The following is a 16,573-nucleotide window of genomic DNA, read 5'->3' on the forward strand; positions in this document are numbered from 1 at the left end:
TACGAAGACGTTCGTCATGGCTGTAATATTGCACTTTCTGCGACAGACTTGTTGCAGGTGGGTTGTATTGGCAGCAAGTACACTCTTTTGGCAACAATCTCTAGTACTTGATAGAGAATACGTCCTAACTGGAGGTTTTGGTATAAGATGACACTGATGTTAAACATAGCTACTGCGATTGTGACTGTTGCTACTTCTGGCATTCCCAGAACGATCGCCACAATTGTGAACAGACAATAGCCAACCATAGCCATAGTGGCTAACTGTGACATTCTCAGGGCACACCGCACCCTCAAAACTCTTTTATTACCTCCATGATTTTCAGTACATACTTTGAGCTGAACTTTTGACCAAATCCCCTGGTAAATCTCTAAATCCCAGTCGCTCCAGCCTTGATCCATCGCAATGAAATACTTGCAAGGCAGGAGTAAATCCATTACCTTTTGCAGCAGGTTCTCTTTCTCTATTCCTGCTTCTGTCCAATAGGACAACTCGTAGGCGCGATCGCGCCAGGAAATATTTACTTTGCTGGCTGGCGAATCAAATTGAATTAAATCTGCTTGAGTTAGTGTTTGAGTCATTTTTTTAGATGCTTTTATTTTTCTTTACAGCTCATCAAACTTTATCGGCTCCGCTTTATTAAGTTCCTTGATGCGCCATTTGTATCGCTATATACTACGTACAAGTGGCCCCAGGTAAATCAGCAGCGCCACCAGCAACCGCGCCCTTCTTTTGACAAAACGAGAGTCAATTCGCGCTTGTATAGCACCAGCTACACACCAGCTAAAAGAGATGAGGAACATTGCTGCACCCAACCACGGGCGATCGCCAGACAAAAGTGCAGAGATAAATAAGATTAAAGCTGCGACATTCCACTCCAGTGTCAGGGGGAGGTAAGAAATCACAGAGGAGGAAGGCTCGTACAAGGTTTGAAACAGACCACGACCAAACACCCCAGAGTAGATAATTGGTTGACCAATACGAAGAAATGTAGATAAATCTCCGTAGATTCTCCCCAACCAAGAGGGCTGCCCCAGAAGGTTAAAGCGGTAGGGATGCTTAAAATAAACGAGTGCTTCTGCCTTGCCATAGCCTTGCTGCTGCTTCAGATAGGCAGCTACTGTGTTACGGCGAAAATGCCATACGATTGCCGTTGGGCTAAAACCAATGGTGTAACCTCGATCTTGCAGTCGCCAACAGATATCGACATCATCACCAGCAGTACGAAATATCGGGTTGAAGCCGTTAATTTCTTCTAGAATCTCCCGACGAAAAGCCATGTTGCAGCCAGCAATATGTTCGGCTACCTCATCACTCAAAAGTATGTGAGTAGGTACGCCAGGAGAAACAGCAACGCAGGCGGTAACAAGAGAGTCTTCCCGGGGAGATAAGTTTGGCCCACCTACTGCAGCTACACCAGAGGAAAGAAACTTGGCGACCAGATAGGTGAGCCAGTCAGGATCTACCATACAATCAGAATCGGTATAGGCCACAATCTCGCCAGTCGCGGCGGCGATCCCGACGTTGCGGGCGACGCTTAATCCCTTATTTTCTTGGCTAATGAGGCGTACATAGTCGTAACTCTGAGTAATTTCGAGAGTGCGATCGCTCGATCCATCATTAACTACAATGACTTCATAGTTGGGATAGTTGAGTTCTTTGAGAGAAGCTAGACAACTATCCATCGTGCGTTCAGCATTGTAAGCGCATACAATCACTGAGACTTTGGGATACTCAGGTAGCGCTGGCGGTAAAGGCGCTGTGTAATACTGCTGAACTGTCAAGAAGGCGGGCTTTTTGAGCCGTTCGGCGTCAACTAGACCAAAAGCCCAATCCTGTATGGCATGTCCACCGGTAAACCATTCATCCGTCCAAGAAAATATTATTGTCCCGGCTGCTCCCATTTCAAAACTAGATGACAGCTTTTGAGAGAGAATTTCGGCTTGAGCTTGGGTTCCTTCACGCATTGAGTCAACGCCAAACTCACTCAGCACTAAAGGTTTATCCTCGGCTAGATTATGGAGTCGTGAGAGGTAGCGACGAAAATCTGTTTCCCGATGCAGGTAAACGTTAAAGCATGAGAAATCAGTAAAATCAATATTTAAATACTCTGTAGACGGGTAATTGGCATAACTCACCAAACCTTCAGGATCGCTGTCTTTTGCTACCACCATTAACTCTTTAATAAAAGCCCGAACTGGTTTTGCTCCATGCCATCGGACAATATCTGGAGGAATCTCATTACCTACCAAATAGGCAAAGGTAGCAGGATGATTCCGGCAAGCTTTAACTCCTTGAAAAATGCAGTTACGGATTTCTGCTTTTACAGCAGAAGAATTAAGGAAGGCAATATGCTGAGACCAAGGTATACCAATTAGCAGCCTTAGACCATAGATTGCAGCTAGATCCAATAACCAATCAGGTGGAACAGTATAGGTACGCAGGCAGTTAACTCCCATTTCTGCCATCATGGCGAAATCTTTCTCCACAACTGATTTTTCTGGAAAGGATTCACCGTGACTACCGATGGAGAAAGGGCCGTAACTCACTCAGGGCAAACGCATCTAAATTACTCTTGATCACAACCAAGGTTAAGAACCAACGAAAAAATCAGCATTTATCGTTTGGTTTAGTTTCCCAAGCTCAAAGTGATCGCTTCAACCTGTGTCAATAAGCAACAATTAATGCGACTATTTGGGAGCTTATTGAAAATACAATCCTTTTGTTGACATGATGCGGCCGCCCTGGTAACTCACTCCTTTGAGAAAAAACTTTTTATCTTTAATAAAGAAAAACTTACCTTTTACTGTGACTACCTCGCTTTTTACAAGTGGTTCAGCACAGAAGCCAAAAGGTGTTGAAGTCAAGTTTTGCAAATTACCCCCGACAATTCACTGAAAATTTATTTCCTTGCTGCTGAAACGCTACGTCAGTTTGCTCAAAAACAGAAACACACATATACTTAGCTCATTAATGCATTCGCAGCATAGTTTGGCGTTAGTACCACCACAATCGCTATCAATTAACAATTTAGTAATACTTAATACTATATTAGAAGTGCGTTTGCGATCGCGTTTACGGAAATGTATGAATTAACGTATAGTTTCAGTCTACTTTTGTATGCAGTCGGTCAATCAAATTCAGCAACGTCAATTGCTGAGTCAGCTCCAAAATTTGCAGCTGAATATATAAGATTCAGGGTTCAATTTCAGCCACTGGACGAAATTTTGCAACAAAGTTAATACTACATATACTTATTCGGAAAAGAGTAGTTTTAGCTTGATAAACCCACTATCTGCTATATCTCATCAATATTTTAGAAGTAGGTAACAATAACGTTGCTAAAATACTCTCTGCTACGATAGGAGTTGCTTTACAAGGACTATTAAGGCAATCTACCAATAACTGGCTAGCAGTATAGTACTGCTTGAGTATTTCTTTTTGCTGCTCGGTAAAGTGCCATTGATGACCAAAGTTGCGAGACCGAATTATCAGCAATCTCAGTTCATTAGCCCAAATTTGACCGTTAGTATTCCACCATTTTTTTAATTTCTGCAATGAAGGTTTGTAGATCGAGGATATCTAACCATCTTCGACTTGTAATATTATTCAGAATATTGGTGCCGACATATATTTCTTCTAGTTGAATTGGTTGATCGATATCTAATAACCGCGTAGTAGCATATTGAGATTTGATCTTATCACTTAGACGCGATCACAACATTTGCACTAAGCTTTCCACATCCTGGCAGTTTTCCCATTCTTGGTTGTTTTCTGTCAATAGCCTCTGATTGGGTAGTTCAGCTATGTCTTGCCAATCTAAACCAAGTCGAAAGCATATCTCCATAAAGTTCTGACGCTCAATCGGTTTACCTGTAAAAAATTTCCAGATTGGCTGTCGAGTCTCAAGTCCTACTTCACTAGCTAAATACTCTTGCGTCCATTCTCTAATTTTAAAAGCTCTTTTTGCTTTCTCAATACCTACAATAGATGCTTTTAACGAACGTCGTGCCATAAACTAGTTTTTTAATCTCCAGTTATTAACTTCAAGAAGCATTTAATAAATTAATTATTAATGATGTCACTTTAAGCTTTGAATTACATTAACTTTTTTTATTATATCTGAATCCAATTATGTAAGTAATGTCATTAATGTAGTATTGTTAATATTATCTAATATGATTATTTTTATAACTGCTTTTTAAAATTAACTAATTTATTTCGAGGCTTTCTTCCCTCTTATGGCTTATATTTTATCTTTTTATTGAAAAAACATTTTTTAGCATTTCATTATTTTAAATACGAATTAAAAGGTGGGAAAGGTAGGAAAAGTAGGATAGATGTACAAATTAAAGCAAATTCATCTGATATAACTTATACGTTAAGTCATATATTCTCCTGAAAGCGATCGCAAACAGACTTATTGGATTAATCGCATATTTAGAAAAACCTTGCTACTAGGTATCCCATAATACCATTTCTTTATGAAGATGCACAGAATATTAAACGAACCGCCAAGTACGCCAAGAATAGAGAGTTACTCATTTAGTGCAGCTTCACATTAAATTGGTATAAGACAGTTACTAGTTTCGCCAGTATTTAATATAAACTTTCAGACTCAGACTGTTTTTAGATGCGATCGCCCAAGTTGATGAAATTATCAAAGGTTTTACCTTAAAAAGCTACGCCAACGCCATCTTTAGCAGTGCTATCTGCGAAACTTTCTACCAAAAGAGGGAAGCAAAAAGCCTAAAAACCTCTCCCATCTGCATCTGTGCGAAGACACGGTATTAACTGGCGATGCCTATGCAGGTAAAATTGAAGAATTGCTGATTCTATCACAAGCTGAACCAAAACAACTCTTTGATCCTTTGAGTTACGTAACCTCATTGTGGGTGCAGCTATTTTTGTTGGTTTTAAACTCCGACTACTTACTGAAGATTTACATCTCTTTCTCAATAACGAAGATCCGGCTATAACTGCTATATAACAACTTTGTCTAGAAGTTGCACTACTACCAAGAGAAAACATAACCTGGCAAATAAAACCTCTTGCTAAAAAGTTTGATATAACTACATATTAGATATGATTTAAAAAAGAATATTATGTAAAGAATAAATTGCATAAATATGGGGATAAAAATTAGATGATTGGAGTTGTGATCGCAGGCACTGGATTTGGTCAAAAAGTCCACATACCAGGATTCCAAGCACATCCTCACACTGAGGTAGTTGCTGTTTATCACCGAGATATAAATAAAGCCAAATCCATAGCAGAATCCCATAATATTCGTCACGCTTCCGACTCCCTTGCAGATATTGTGGCATTACCAGAAGTGCAAGCAGTCAGCATTTCAACACCGCCATTTTTGCACTATGAAATGGCAAAAACTGTACTGCAAGCTGGAAAACATTTATTATTAGAAAAACCGACAACTTTAAATGCAGTTGAGGCGAAAGAACTTTATCAGTTAGCTAAAGCAAAAAGCGTGATTGCGACTGTAGATTTTGAATTTCGCTTTGTACCAGCATGGCAGTTGTTTGCAGAATTATTGTCAGAAAATTATGTGGGTGAGTTACGCTTAATTAAAATTGATTGGTTAGGTTCTTCTCGTGCTGATACTTCACGCCCTTGGAATTGGTATTCTGACAAAGATAAAGGAGGTGGTGCATTGGGATCTTTGGGTTCTCACAGCTTCGATTATATTCACTGGTTATTCGGGCCAGTGCGTAGATTAAACGCCCATTTAACTACTGCTATTCCTACACGAGTTGACCCTGTTAGTGGGGAATCTAAAGCGGTGAATTCAGATGACAACTGTATATTAACGCTGGAATTAGCGAATGGTACACCTTGCCAACTTTCTATCAGTGCGGTTGTTCATGCACCGAGAACTCATTGGGTAGAAGTATATGGCGATCGCGGTACATTAATAGTGGGCAGTGAAAATCAAAAAGATTATATACATGGTTTTCGTGTTTGGGGTTCCCAACCAGGTAAACCTCTAACAGAAATAGAAATACCAAGTCGGTTAATTTTTCCCCAAAATTATGCTGATGGGCGCATTTCAGCATTTATCCGCGTAGTAGACCAATGGGTGCAAGGAATTGACCGCAATCAGGAAATTACACCATCACTACGCGAAGGAATTTATTCTCAGTTATTGATGGATTTATCTCATGAATCGCATCAAAAATCAAGTTGGGTAGACGTACCCAGTTTAGAAGGATTTCTTAGTAACTAGAAAACAATGAGCAAAACTCCCCGCATTCATATCCCACCGGAAGTTAAAAAATATGTTTTTCAACGCGACCAATACCAATGCCAAAGCTGTGGTAAAACTAATGTAGAAACTAACCTCAGCATCGACCATATCATTCCCCTGACTCGTGGAGGTCAAAATGATATCAGCAATCTTCAAACTCTCTGTTTTACTTGCAATCAGCAGAAAACAGATAATATCGATCCACGTTTCCGGCAATATTTTCAGCTTTAGGTTAGGATGGTATAAGCTATTAGTTTCTCCTCATTTCTATGCCTCAAAATCACAATAGCAATTCCCAAATATTTCCCAACATTAAAACTACGATTCTCTACCTCTTTACAGTTATAGCTATTTTAGTAATAGCCTTTCCCTGGTTATATGAGATTAAAACTAAAGCTGGGATCGATATATTACCTAGACGCCATGCAGGAACATTTTTTGAGAAACATACACGCGGACTCTTCAAGTGTGAGTGGCTTTATCCCTATCATTGCGATCGCTCCCACCTTAAGTAAAGTAAGTTAGAGCAGAATTCAGAATTCAGGAGTTAGAATTCTGAAATAAAACAGGCTACATTACCTGGACTTGAGACGAATCGTTGTGTACTTCACTAACTTGAAATTTACTGTAAAAAGAAAAGGTGATAATTATCCCCTTCTCTGTGTGTGAAATTTTTATCCAAAAATTGACCTCGTTCCCAGCTAAAGACTGGGAACGAGGTTTTGACTTAAGTTGATACTAATGTACTGCTGTAAGTCCCTACATCTACCCCAACTGATTTGAGATCGAGCTAACATCAACGGCTAACTTTTTACCCAGCTTGAGCAACTGAAGACACTGATTATCTGCTTCATTACCAAAGCTAGTGATGCACACTGGCGCTATTTGACTTTGCAGACAACTAAAATATAGTTCCTGCGATCGCTGTAGGGAAATATTAATATTCAGTTGATCCCCGACATCAATCAATCGCTCCAATAGTTGGATATCTGCATTAAAGCTGCCATTGGCATCGTGCAACAATTGCCAAAGCGATCGCGCAATTAACTGTTCTAACATCTGCTTACCGTCGGGAATATTCAGCCGACAACGCAGATGTTTTGCTTCAGTCGCGATCGCCTCCAATTCTAATATGTGACTCCAACTCTTTTGAGGATCGGCAATCTCTTGCTCAAGCGATCGCAATGTCATCAGACAGCGATGCCCTAAAGCAATATCTGCTGCAACCTGCAATTCTTGCGGTACTGCTATTTCATCACGATGGAACGCCATCAGCACCCCATAATTATCACGGTAGGCTTGAGTGTACAACTGTCCTAAACGTGTCAGTGTTTCCTGACTCAGCAACCGCATAATCCGGTGGCGTTCTTCAGCAAATAGATTTTGCAAGCTGAAAGCTTCTTTTTCAAATAGCTGGGTCATCGCCAAAATAGTATGAGCCGCACTAGCTTGTTTGAGTGCCCCAAACAGCTTTTCTTTGATTTGGCTGTAGTCACGTCGTCCAGTAAATTGTTGAATGCAACAGTGGAAATCCCAGCCTCCTAAATGCAGAACCGCAAATACCAAATGCTCACTTTCCCAAGTAATCTCTGATACTAGCTTTAAATTTCCCACAGCCAGAGTTAGCGATCCCATACGTTGCAGTTGGTAATCTAGCTCATTAGCAGTGTAGCAATAAACCCGCTTATGGTAACGCTGAGACTGTTTGTCAGCAGCATCTTTTTTAGATAGGGAATTGTGCGTCTCTGCTGGTTTCTGATTGGTAAACAGGGAAGTAATAGCGTAATGGGCTGCAACTTGCTTAAAGCCCAGCTGGGCAGTTAACACAAGTTGCCGATAAATTTCCCCACCGTGTTTGAAGTCATCCACATTACTGGGGGCTAAACCAAGACGTTTGACGAAGCCCTTTTCCAACTGCACACCGGCCACTTCCCCTGCCAATTCCAAAGCACGGGCGGCGTAACGCAGAATTTGTGTCCCTTCTGGACGAGAAATTTCTTCAAAAAACCAACCGCAACTAGTAAACATTAATAAAGCGTGACGCTGCATTTCTAACAGGCGCAGGGCGTCTACTTGTTCGGCTGCGGTTAGTTTGTGGGTTTGATGACGTGAGAGGAAACGGTTAACATTGCTAGCAGAGCGATCGCGCATCACTTGGATATATTCATCTCGTGCTAGCCAGGGATCGCGAAATAACTGTCTCCCATGTTCTGCATATACTTCAGTTAGCTGATCCCGCAGCCAATTTAGGGCATCCCGCAGTGGACGACGCCATTTCTGATGCCAAACTGAGCCTTCCCCACCACAACCACAGTCATCCTCCCATCTACCGACACCGTGGGCGCAACTCCAGGCTGTGACTGACTTTAATTCCACTTCCCAACTGGGAGAATTTAAGCTTAGGTAGTGGGCGAAGTTTGTCACCGTCCAACCCTGTTGAGGAAACTCTTTGGTAAACGCATAAGCTAAAGTTTTCTCAGTTCCCTTTTTGTGGTGTCCAAAGGTTTCCCCATCCGTCGCCACCGAGATTAACTGTGCCAGACGATGATCCCCACGTACCGCCGAACCGATACGTCCGCCAAAGTGACTGGAATTATAAACGACATCACTAAAACCCATATCCCGCGATATCGGCCCATCGTAAAAGAAGATATCAATGTAGGGTAATTCTTCTGTACTACCATCCTTGGGGCTAGTGGCGATCGCACTTAAAGGTGAAGATGAACTATCTAGTGTGGGCTGCAAATAACAACGATAGGGACGGGTGGAATCAATCTGACTACCACCGACTTCGATCCATTCAGGATGGGGACGATCTGGAGTCGGGAGGGGACGGCAACGCAGCGCTTGAGACGGTGCAAGGACAATGAAGCGAATACCCTCAGCAACAAGAGCTTCTAGGGTGGCGTAGTCTACAGCAGTTTCTGCTAACCACATGCCTTCGGGATCGCGTCCAAAGCGGGAGCGGAAGTCTTGTTTACCCCAGCGAATTTGGGTATATTTGTCGCGCTCATTCGCCAGAGGCATGATGATGTGATTGTATACTTGCGCGATCGCATTGCCGTGACCATGCAAACGTTGGCTACTCTTGGCATCCGCCTCTAAAATCCGCTGATAAACCTCCACATCGTAGCGTTCTAGCCACGACATCAGCGTTGGGCCAATATTAAAACTGAAATACTCGTAATTATTGACGATCCCCACCACTTCGCCTTGGTCATTTAAGACTCTGGCAAAGGCATTTGGACGATAGCATTCCCAATGAATCCGCTCATTCCAATCATGGAAAGGTGCAGCGCTCGGTTGGCGTTCAATTGCGTCCAGATAAGGGTTTTCCCTTGGTGGCTGGTAAAAATGACCATGCACCGTCACATAAACACCATTAGCCTTTCTCAGGGGATCAGTTTGTTTGGTGTTATTGGGATCTGAATGTAATGTTAACGTTGAGCCAGAGCTTGCTGGTATTTGGTCAGCAGAAGTCATGTATATTTATCCAAAACAAAAAACTTGCAGTTGCAGCAAAACTATTGTGCGTAAACCTTTCTCCAATAGTTTTCACACAAAATCCGGTATAAACAACAACTATGGAATCCAACTAAATTTTTGACAAAGCTGTTTTATTGTAGTGGGAAATCTGCGTTATCGCACAGTGCAAAGTCCGTTGGGCGGCTCTGCCGACTTAAAGGAACTTTGCAAGACAGCCCTTTCCCTGAAGGCTCAAAGTAATTAGCCATTGAATAGGGCCTCAGATTAGGGGTTTTCTCTTCTTGGGCGCAAATCAAAATTTAATTGTCTTTTAATATATTAAACCCCATTTTTGATGTAATATTTTGGCTCAAATTCATAGTTTTGCAACAAAAGATTACAATAACTCATTATATCGCAATCTAATTTCACATACACAGTAGTGAACTCAAAACAGTAAAATTTCTGAATTGCTGTACAAGCGGTTGAGAGTATTATGTCGGAGTGCTGAGTGAAAGTGATTGTTAATTCAACACTCCAAATTTAAAATTTAGGATTGCTCGCTGTGAATGATACCCTCAACCCAAAACAACAAATGTCAACCAAAAACATTATTCTTTTCGTTTTACTACTGTTTATCCCGGTTTCTGTAGCAGCCCACTTTCTGGAATGGGGAGATTTGATAGTTTTCATTACAGCTGGATTAGCAATTCTGCCCTTAGCAGCTTGGATGGGTACAGCCACAGAAGAAATTGCTGTCGTAGTCGGGCCATCATTGGGGGGCTTGTTAAACGCCACCTTTGGCAATGCTACAGAATTAATTATCGCCTTAGTGGCGCTGAATGCTGGGTTAATAGATATAGTCAAAGCTAGTATCACGGGATCGATTATTAGCAACTTACTGCTGGTAATGGGTTTTTCCATGCTTTTGGGAGGACTGCGCTACAAAGAACAGACATTTCAGCCAATTGTGGCGCGGGTGAATGCTGCTTCGATGAATTTGGCGGTGATTGCGATTTTGATGCCAACGGCGATGAATTACACATCTGTTGGTATTAACCAACAAACACTGCAAAATCTTTCTATTGCTGTTGCTGTAGTATTAATCTTGGTTTATGCCTTAACACTGCTATTTTCAATGAAAACTCACTCTTATCTTTATGATGTGGGTGTAGCGGAGGCAGAATCCGAAGTTGAGGAAATATCTCATGCTAAACCAAATATGGCTTTGTGGGTTGGCGTGCTGCTAGTATGTACCTTGCTAGTGGCAATTGAGTCAGAAATGTTGGTCGATTCTCTGGAAGTGGCTACATCTCAGCTAGGTTTAACGGCGCTGTTTACAGGCGTAATTTTGGTTCCCATCGTCGGTAACGCGGCTGAACACGCCACAGCAGTCACCGTGGCGATGAAAGATAAGATGGATCTTTCCCTGTCGGTAGCTGTGGGATCGAGTATGCAGATTGCTTTATTTGTCGCGCCCGTGTTGGTAATAGCAGGGCGGGTATTGGGTCAACCAATGGATTTGGATTTTAAACCCTTTGAATTAGTCGCTGTAGTTGTGTCAGTGTTGATTGCAAACAGTATTAGTTCCGATGGTAGGTCTAATTGGCTGGAAGGTACTTTATTATTAGCTGCTTATACAGTGTTGGGATTCGCCTTCTACTTTCATCCAGTTATGGAAGGTATGGGATAGTTAGTAGTGCATAGGCGTAGCCCATCATAGACGTCGCACTTGATGATTTGAGATTTTAGAATTGCTGAGAATTGCAGATTGAAAACAAGCGATCGCTTTTTCTAAATTGTTCTCAGTTACTTGGATAATACCTAAATATTATGTGTAATAGCATATTTATGGTTAATTGTCAATGCCTGTTTGTAAGCCAGAACAGTTTGGTTAGTTTGTCCTTGATTGTCCATAATTACCCCCAACTGATACCAAGCGGGAGCATATTGGGGATATTGGGCGATCGCTTCTGTAAATTGTAGTTGTTTTTGTAAAGCTAATGCTTATTGGTAAAGCTTTTCTGCAAGGGGGATAAGGTGGATTTTACTCTTTTATTCCTGCTTGTCATACTAGCTCGATAATCAGTATTTTTACTGTTGCTGACTAGTTGTATTTTGCATATTTTCCATACAGATCAGTTCTTTAAATTACTGAAAACGTATGGTAATAAGCATTAACAACCTCAGCAATTCATCATATACCAAGCAGGGGAGTGCATTAAATCACAGGCTAATGAGCAATCATCTACTTCAGATATATCAACCAACACAGCATCAGATACTACTGAGCTTACTGAGAGCTAATTTAATAGAGAAAGTGTAGTTATTGAATGTTAATTACTGATTTAATCAACGTTCCAGAGTGGATTGCTGCCAAGAATTTATTATGCCTAAACGTAAATCGCAGAAGACGAATGCTTCACCATCACAAGAAGAAGCTGCGCCAACTCAGCTAGCTATTTTGCGTGTTGTCAAGCAAGAAGATACTACCACTGACTCTAATAATCCTGTACAATCCCAATCAGCATCAACTGATGAGAGTGAACCTGATTAGTAATAAAAAATTGTCTTTTACTAGATAGGTATAATCAAAAGAAGTTTTCCGTCTATCAACATTTTTTAATTGTGTTGTTTTCTAATTTTTTTACGTAAAGCAATTACTGGCTTCTCAAAACAAAAAAAACCTATTCCTGAAAGAAATATAGAAGTTAATAGCATTACCAGTATCCACTTAAAATTCCAGTGTATCTTTAATTGCTCAAACTCAAAAATAACTAAATAATGAGATAAAAATAATCCGTAAGAGAGATTACCAAAAAAATCATCTAAATATGTTCTTTTAATTTTTATTAACAGATGTATAGATATAATTCCTAATATTAATCCTGTTAAAACTTCTCTATTAAAGGCTAATATCAAACGGGAATTTAAAAAAGTTGCTGCTAATAATAAGCAAGAAAAAATTAATGTAAACTTAACTGGCTGATTTGTATTAATATTATTATTTTTATATAAAAAGCTACCGCAGATAAAGATAAATATTGTTCCAAATATTAATCTATAACCAAAATAATCTGTGTGAATAATTCCCAAATAAGCCATCAAGAAAATTATATAGGATAACCAAAAAAAAATTTTTTCTAACTTATATATTAATATAAATGGAATTAATAAATAAAAACATCCTTCAAGACCTAGCGACCATGCTGGAGGAATAATCATAAATTTCTCTCCTACCCAAGGAATCATATAAAATCCCATAGGTATTATCAAAAGATTTTGTAATAATCCAATTTGTGAAGGTTGACTGAGATAATGTGAGTTTAATCCAAAATTATAATAAATAATTAAAACTGTTATGATGTTAAATAAATACTGCGGATAGATTCTAAAAATCCTATCAAGATAGAACCAAGCAATTTTTTTTGGCTCAAAATAATTTTTATATATCAAGGCTGTCATTACATATCCACTTATAATCAAGAATGATATTACAGCTATCACTCCGGGGTTTAAGCCGTTTATAAGCACTCCTGCATGACTTATGGCAACAAAGATTGATAACAAAAAACGATAGATTCCCATTGTTATTCCTTTTATTTGAGAAAATATGACGGTAAAGCTCGTTTCCGTTCTTTATTACTGTGTGTATCTGCATAGATGCGAAGCGGCTTGCCGTTCGCGTAGCGTCTCGTAGAGAAGGCATCGCTTCTTCAATTGCCTCTTTTGGGATAGCTGTTTCTAAGGCTTTGAGTACCGTACCTGATTCAACTACAGGTGAGATCAGTGATAATTCTTGTAGTTGCATTCAAGCTTAGTGTACTTGAGTAATAACCCTCAGTTTATCTGGTTTTTGCTTTAACCGAACTTTATTGCTGTATTAAGTCTGGCTACGCCTACGCATAATCTTAATACACATCATTATTATTACTCCATATATTCAGTATAAAAGTTAAAATAATACGTATATATTAATACAAATTTAAATATGATTACTTTAAGCGTAATCACTGCTATATGGAGGTAATATTATTTTAATTTTACACGGTTATCATCTGTGTATGATGTAGTTATGATGTTGTCTTCTGTTTTCTTCCTGGAGATAAACACAATGTCTTTTGAGCTTCCCCAGTTGGGTACGTCTTTTAGTGATGTGCTGTCTAAAAACAGCCTTGCGCCTGTCTTGGACGAAGGCAGTTTGACAACTTCTTTAACGGGACTGGGACGATCCAACCAATCTCTCTTGTTTGTCGATAAATCGGTGACAGACTATCAGCAGTTGCTGGCAGGTGTAACTCCGGGCACAGAGATCCATGTACTTGACCCGGGGCAGGATGGTGTTACCCAGATTACTAATACCCTGCTAGGGCGGCAAAACATCGGCAGTTTGCATATCGTTTCTCACGGGGAAGCTGGGGGAGTGGATTTTGGCAGCAGCGCCCTTAACTCGATTGATCTACCTCAGTACGCAGCCCAGTTAAAGACCTGGAGCAAAGCGCTGACCAACGATGCAGATATTTTGTTCTATGGCTGTAACGTTGCTGAAGGTCAACTCGGTCAGGCGTTTGTCCAAAATATCAGTCAGGTTACTGGAGCCGATGTTGCTGCCTCCAATAACCTGACAGGTAACAGTTCTCTAGGCGGCGACTGGAATTTGGAAGTTGCAACAGGAACAATTGAAAGCTCCCCAATTTTCAGTGCTGATGTTCTAAACAGCTATCAAGGAACGCTGGGATACACTCTCACTGTTTCTGACACCAGCAGCTATACAGCAAATGCTGCCGCTGGCTTGGTTGCTCCTAACTTGACCGTGACTGACTCTGACAGTGAAGGTCTCGACGGAGCTAGAGTCTCGATTGGCACTAACTTTGATACGAACGATCGACTTGGCATTGCAGGACAAAACGGCACCAGTGGCACGATCAACGGCTTGACCTGGAGTTACAACACCACTACGGGCATTCTGACCTTCACGGGTGTCGCATCGGCTGCGACTTACCAGGGGGCACTACGACAAGTAACCTACAGCAATATCAGTGAAAATCCCACAGTGGGCGATCGCGCCATCCAATTTGCATTGGGCGCAAACCTGGCAAACCCCGATAATGGTCACTTCTACGAATTCGTCAATGCTGGCAGCCCCATTTCCTGGACAGCGGCTCGCGATGCCGCCGCAACTCGCAACTATTTTGGACTCCAAGGCTATTTAGTGACTGTTACATCTGCGGCTGAAAGCAGCTTTGTCTCTAGCAAGCTTCAAGGGCAGGGCTGGTTGGGAGCCAGCGACGCGGCGGTAGAAGGCGAATGGCGCTGGGTCACGGGTCCTGAAGCTGATCAGCAATTTTGGCAGGGACTCAGCCAGAATGGTTCTCCAGTGGGTGGAAGATATAACAACTGGAATTCTGTACAGCCAGACGATTCAAACAATGAAGATTATGGTCAATTCCTGCCGGACGGGAAGTGGAATGACCTATCGAACAACCCTGGTTCCATTTCCGGTTATGTTGTTGAATATGGTGGGCTTGAAGGCGATCCAGCTCTGCAATTGACTGGCAATGCCACCGTCACCGTTAAGCCATCCAACCAGGCTCCGACGATCGATCCCTCTATGAGCGTCACCGTCGTAGAAGACATGGCCACTGCCATCACAGGCATCAGCTTTGCCGATGTCGATGCCGGTGATGGCAACGTCACTGCCACCTTCAGCGTACCAACAGGAACCCTGGCTGCTATGGAGAGCGGCGGAGTCACCGTCGGCGGCACACCAAGTAACCTCACCCTGATGGGCACGATCGCTAATATCAACACCTTCATTGTAGCCAACAAACTCACCTATCTAACGGCGCCGAACTCCAACACCAGCCTCACTCTGGGAATCAACATTAACGATAACGGCAACACACCCGAACCCGCCAAAACTGCCAACGCTAACCTCACAATCAATATTACCCCCGTTAACGATGCCCCCAGTTTCACCGCTACCAACCCGGTGACGACTCTGGAGGATGGTGGACTACAAACCGTGAACAACTGGGCTACCTTTAACCCCGGTAACACTGCCGAAACCGGACAAACTGCCACCTACACCGTCAGCAACCTCAGCAACGCTAGCTTGTTTACTATGGCTCCTACTGTTGCAGCCAATGGCATCCTCACCTATCAAGCAGCCGCTAACGCCTTTGGTATCTCTACCTTCGATATTCTCGTAACTGACAACGGCGGCACTGATAACGGTGGCAAGAACACCTCAACGAGCCAAACCTTCACCATCACGGTGAACCCGGTCAACGATGCCCCCAGCTTGACTGGCAATGCAATGCTGGCAGCCGTAACACAAAACGCCACCAACCCCAGCGGTAGCACCCTGACTAGCTTATTTGGCAGTCTATTTAGTGACATTGATACAGGTGCCAGTCTGAGTGGGTTGGCGATTGTTGGCAACACTGCCGACAGCAACACACAAGGTCGATGGCAATACTCAATTGACGGTACTACCTGGGCAAACGTCGGTACTGTTGCCGATGATGGCACCGCTCTGGCGCTCTCTGCTAGCACACTGGTGCGTTTTGTCCCAGCAATTGGCTATAAGGGCACTCCCTCTGGCTTAACAGTACGCGCCCTTGATAACTCCTATAATGCTGGGTTTACGAATGGCAGCACACGAGTCATGGTCAACACAATGACCAATGGTGGCACAACGGCGATCGCTGCTACAACCGTTGCCCTCAATACCAGTGTGACCCAGAGCTTGCCCAATATACTGTGGCGCAACAAGGCAAGCGGAGAGAATACCATCTGGGGGATGAATGGCTTCTCTGTGCAAAGCAACAACTTGATTAC

13 protein-coding genes are annotated in these 16,573 nt (G+C 42.0%); 6 read left to right on the forward strand and 7 right to left on the reverse strand.

Annotated features, from left to right (window positions below):
• Positions 1–14: 14 nt before the first annotated feature.
• The 4 genes from ACFE93_RS17390 to ACFE93_RS17405 all read right to left on the reverse strand — a co-directional run bounded on the left by ACFE93_RS17390 (position 15) and on the right by ACFE93_RS17405 (position 4,015).
• Positions 15–581 carry a hypothetical protein gene (locus ACFE93_RS17390; RefSeq protein ID WP_375474559.1) on the reverse strand — a complete coding sequence of 189 codons (567 nt, stop codon included), beginning with the start codon at positions 579–581 and terminating at the stop codon, positions 15–17.
• Positions 582–668: 87 nt separating this feature from the next.
• Positions 669–2,549 (reverse strand): glycosyltransferase, encoded by a 1,881-nt coding sequence (locus ACFE93_RS17395; RefSeq protein ID WP_375474561.1) that lies wholly within the window; start codon positions 2,547–2,549, stop codon positions 669–671.
• Positions 2,550–3,291: 742 nt separating this feature from the next.
• Positions 3,292–3,558 (reverse strand): hypothetical protein, encoded by a 267-nt coding sequence (locus ACFE93_RS17400; RefSeq protein ID WP_375474563.1) that lies wholly within the window; start codon positions 3,556–3,558, stop codon positions 3,292–3,294.
• 157 nt (positions 3,559–3,715) lie between these two features.
• Positions 3,716–4,015 carry a hypothetical protein gene (locus ACFE93_RS17405; protein WP_375474565.1) on the reverse strand — a complete coding sequence of 100 codons (300 nt, stop codon included), beginning with the start codon at positions 4,013–4,015 and terminating at the stop codon, positions 3,716–3,718.
• 1,131 nt (positions 4,016–5,146) lie between these two features.
• On the opposite strand from ACFE93_RS17405, the gene ACFE93_RS17410 reads away from it, so the two are divergent.
• The 3 genes from ACFE93_RS17410 to ACFE93_RS17420 are packed head-to-tail and all read left to right on the forward strand — an operon-like array spanning position 5,147 to position 6,780.
• A complete protein-coding gene (locus ACFE93_RS17410; RefSeq protein WP_375474567.1) occupies positions 5,147–6,244 on the forward strand; it encodes a Gfo/Idh/MocA family protein in 1,098 nt (365 codons plus the stop codon).
• 6 nt (positions 6,245–6,250) lie between these two features.
• Entirely contained in the window at positions 6,251–6,496 is a 246-nt protein-coding gene (locus ACFE93_RS17415; RefSeq protein ID WP_375474569.1) for an HNH endonuclease, read from the forward strand.
• A 38-nt stretch (positions 6,497–6,534) separates the two neighbouring features.
• Entirely contained in the window at positions 6,535–6,780 is a 246-nt protein-coding gene (locus ACFE93_RS17420; RefSeq protein WP_375474571.1) for a hypothetical protein, read from the forward strand.
• Between the two features lie 250 nt (positions 6,781–7,030).
• Here the strand turns inward: ACFE93_RS17420 and ACFE93_RS17425 are convergent, their stop codons facing one another.
• Positions 7,031–9,748, reverse strand: coding sequence for a DUF3536 domain-containing protein (locus ACFE93_RS17425; RefSeq protein ID WP_375474573.1), 2,718 nt, complete (start codon positions 9,746–9,748; stop codon positions 7,031–7,033).
• A 577-nt stretch (positions 9,749–10,325) separates the two neighbouring features.
• Between ACFE93_RS17425 and cax the strand changes: the two genes are divergently transcribed.
• Positions 10,326–11,423, forward strand: coding sequence for a calcium/proton exchanger (gene cax, locus ACFE93_RS17430; protein ID WP_375474575.1), 1,098 nt, complete (start codon positions 10,326–10,328; stop codon positions 11,421–11,423).
• Positions 11,424–11,554: 131 nt separating this feature from the next.
• Here the strand turns inward: cax and ACFE93_RS17435 are convergent, their stop codons facing one another.
• On the reverse strand, positions 11,555–11,698 hold the full coding sequence (locus tag ACFE93_RS17435; RefSeq protein ID WP_375474584.1) for a tetratricopeptide repeat protein: 144 nt from the start codon (positions 11,696–11,698) through the stop codon (positions 11,555–11,557).
• 421 nt (positions 11,699–12,119) lie between these two features.
• Here ACFE93_RS17435 and ACFE93_RS17440 point away from each other — a divergent pair, with 421 nt between their 5' ends.
• Positions 12,120–12,287 carry a hypothetical protein gene (locus ACFE93_RS17440; RefSeq protein ID WP_375474577.1) on the forward strand — a complete coding sequence of 56 codons (168 nt, stop codon included), beginning with the start codon at positions 12,120–12,122 and terminating at the stop codon, positions 12,285–12,287.
• A gap of 65 nt (positions 12,288–12,352) precedes the next feature.
• Here ACFE93_RS17440 and ACFE93_RS17445 read toward each other — a convergent pair whose 3' ends face one another.
• Positions 12,353–13,318 carry an acyltransferase family protein gene (locus tag ACFE93_RS17445; protein ID WP_375474579.1) on the reverse strand — a complete coding sequence of 322 codons (966 nt, stop codon included), beginning with the start codon at positions 13,316–13,318 and terminating at the stop codon, positions 12,353–12,355.
• Positions 13,319–13,844: 526 nt separating this feature from the next.
• Between ACFE93_RS17445 and ACFE93_RS17450 the strand changes: the two genes are divergently transcribed.
• Positions 13,845–16,573 (forward strand): DUF4347 domain-containing protein (locus tag ACFE93_RS17450; RefSeq protein ID WP_375474580.1); only part of this gene is annotated, 2,729 nt, incomplete at its 3' end.

This window comes from uncultured Nostoc sp. (assembly GCF_964247315.1).
In the GTDB taxonomy this organism is placed as follows: Bacteria; Cyanobacteriota; Cyanobacteriia; order Cyanobacteriales; family Nostocaceae; genus Nostoc.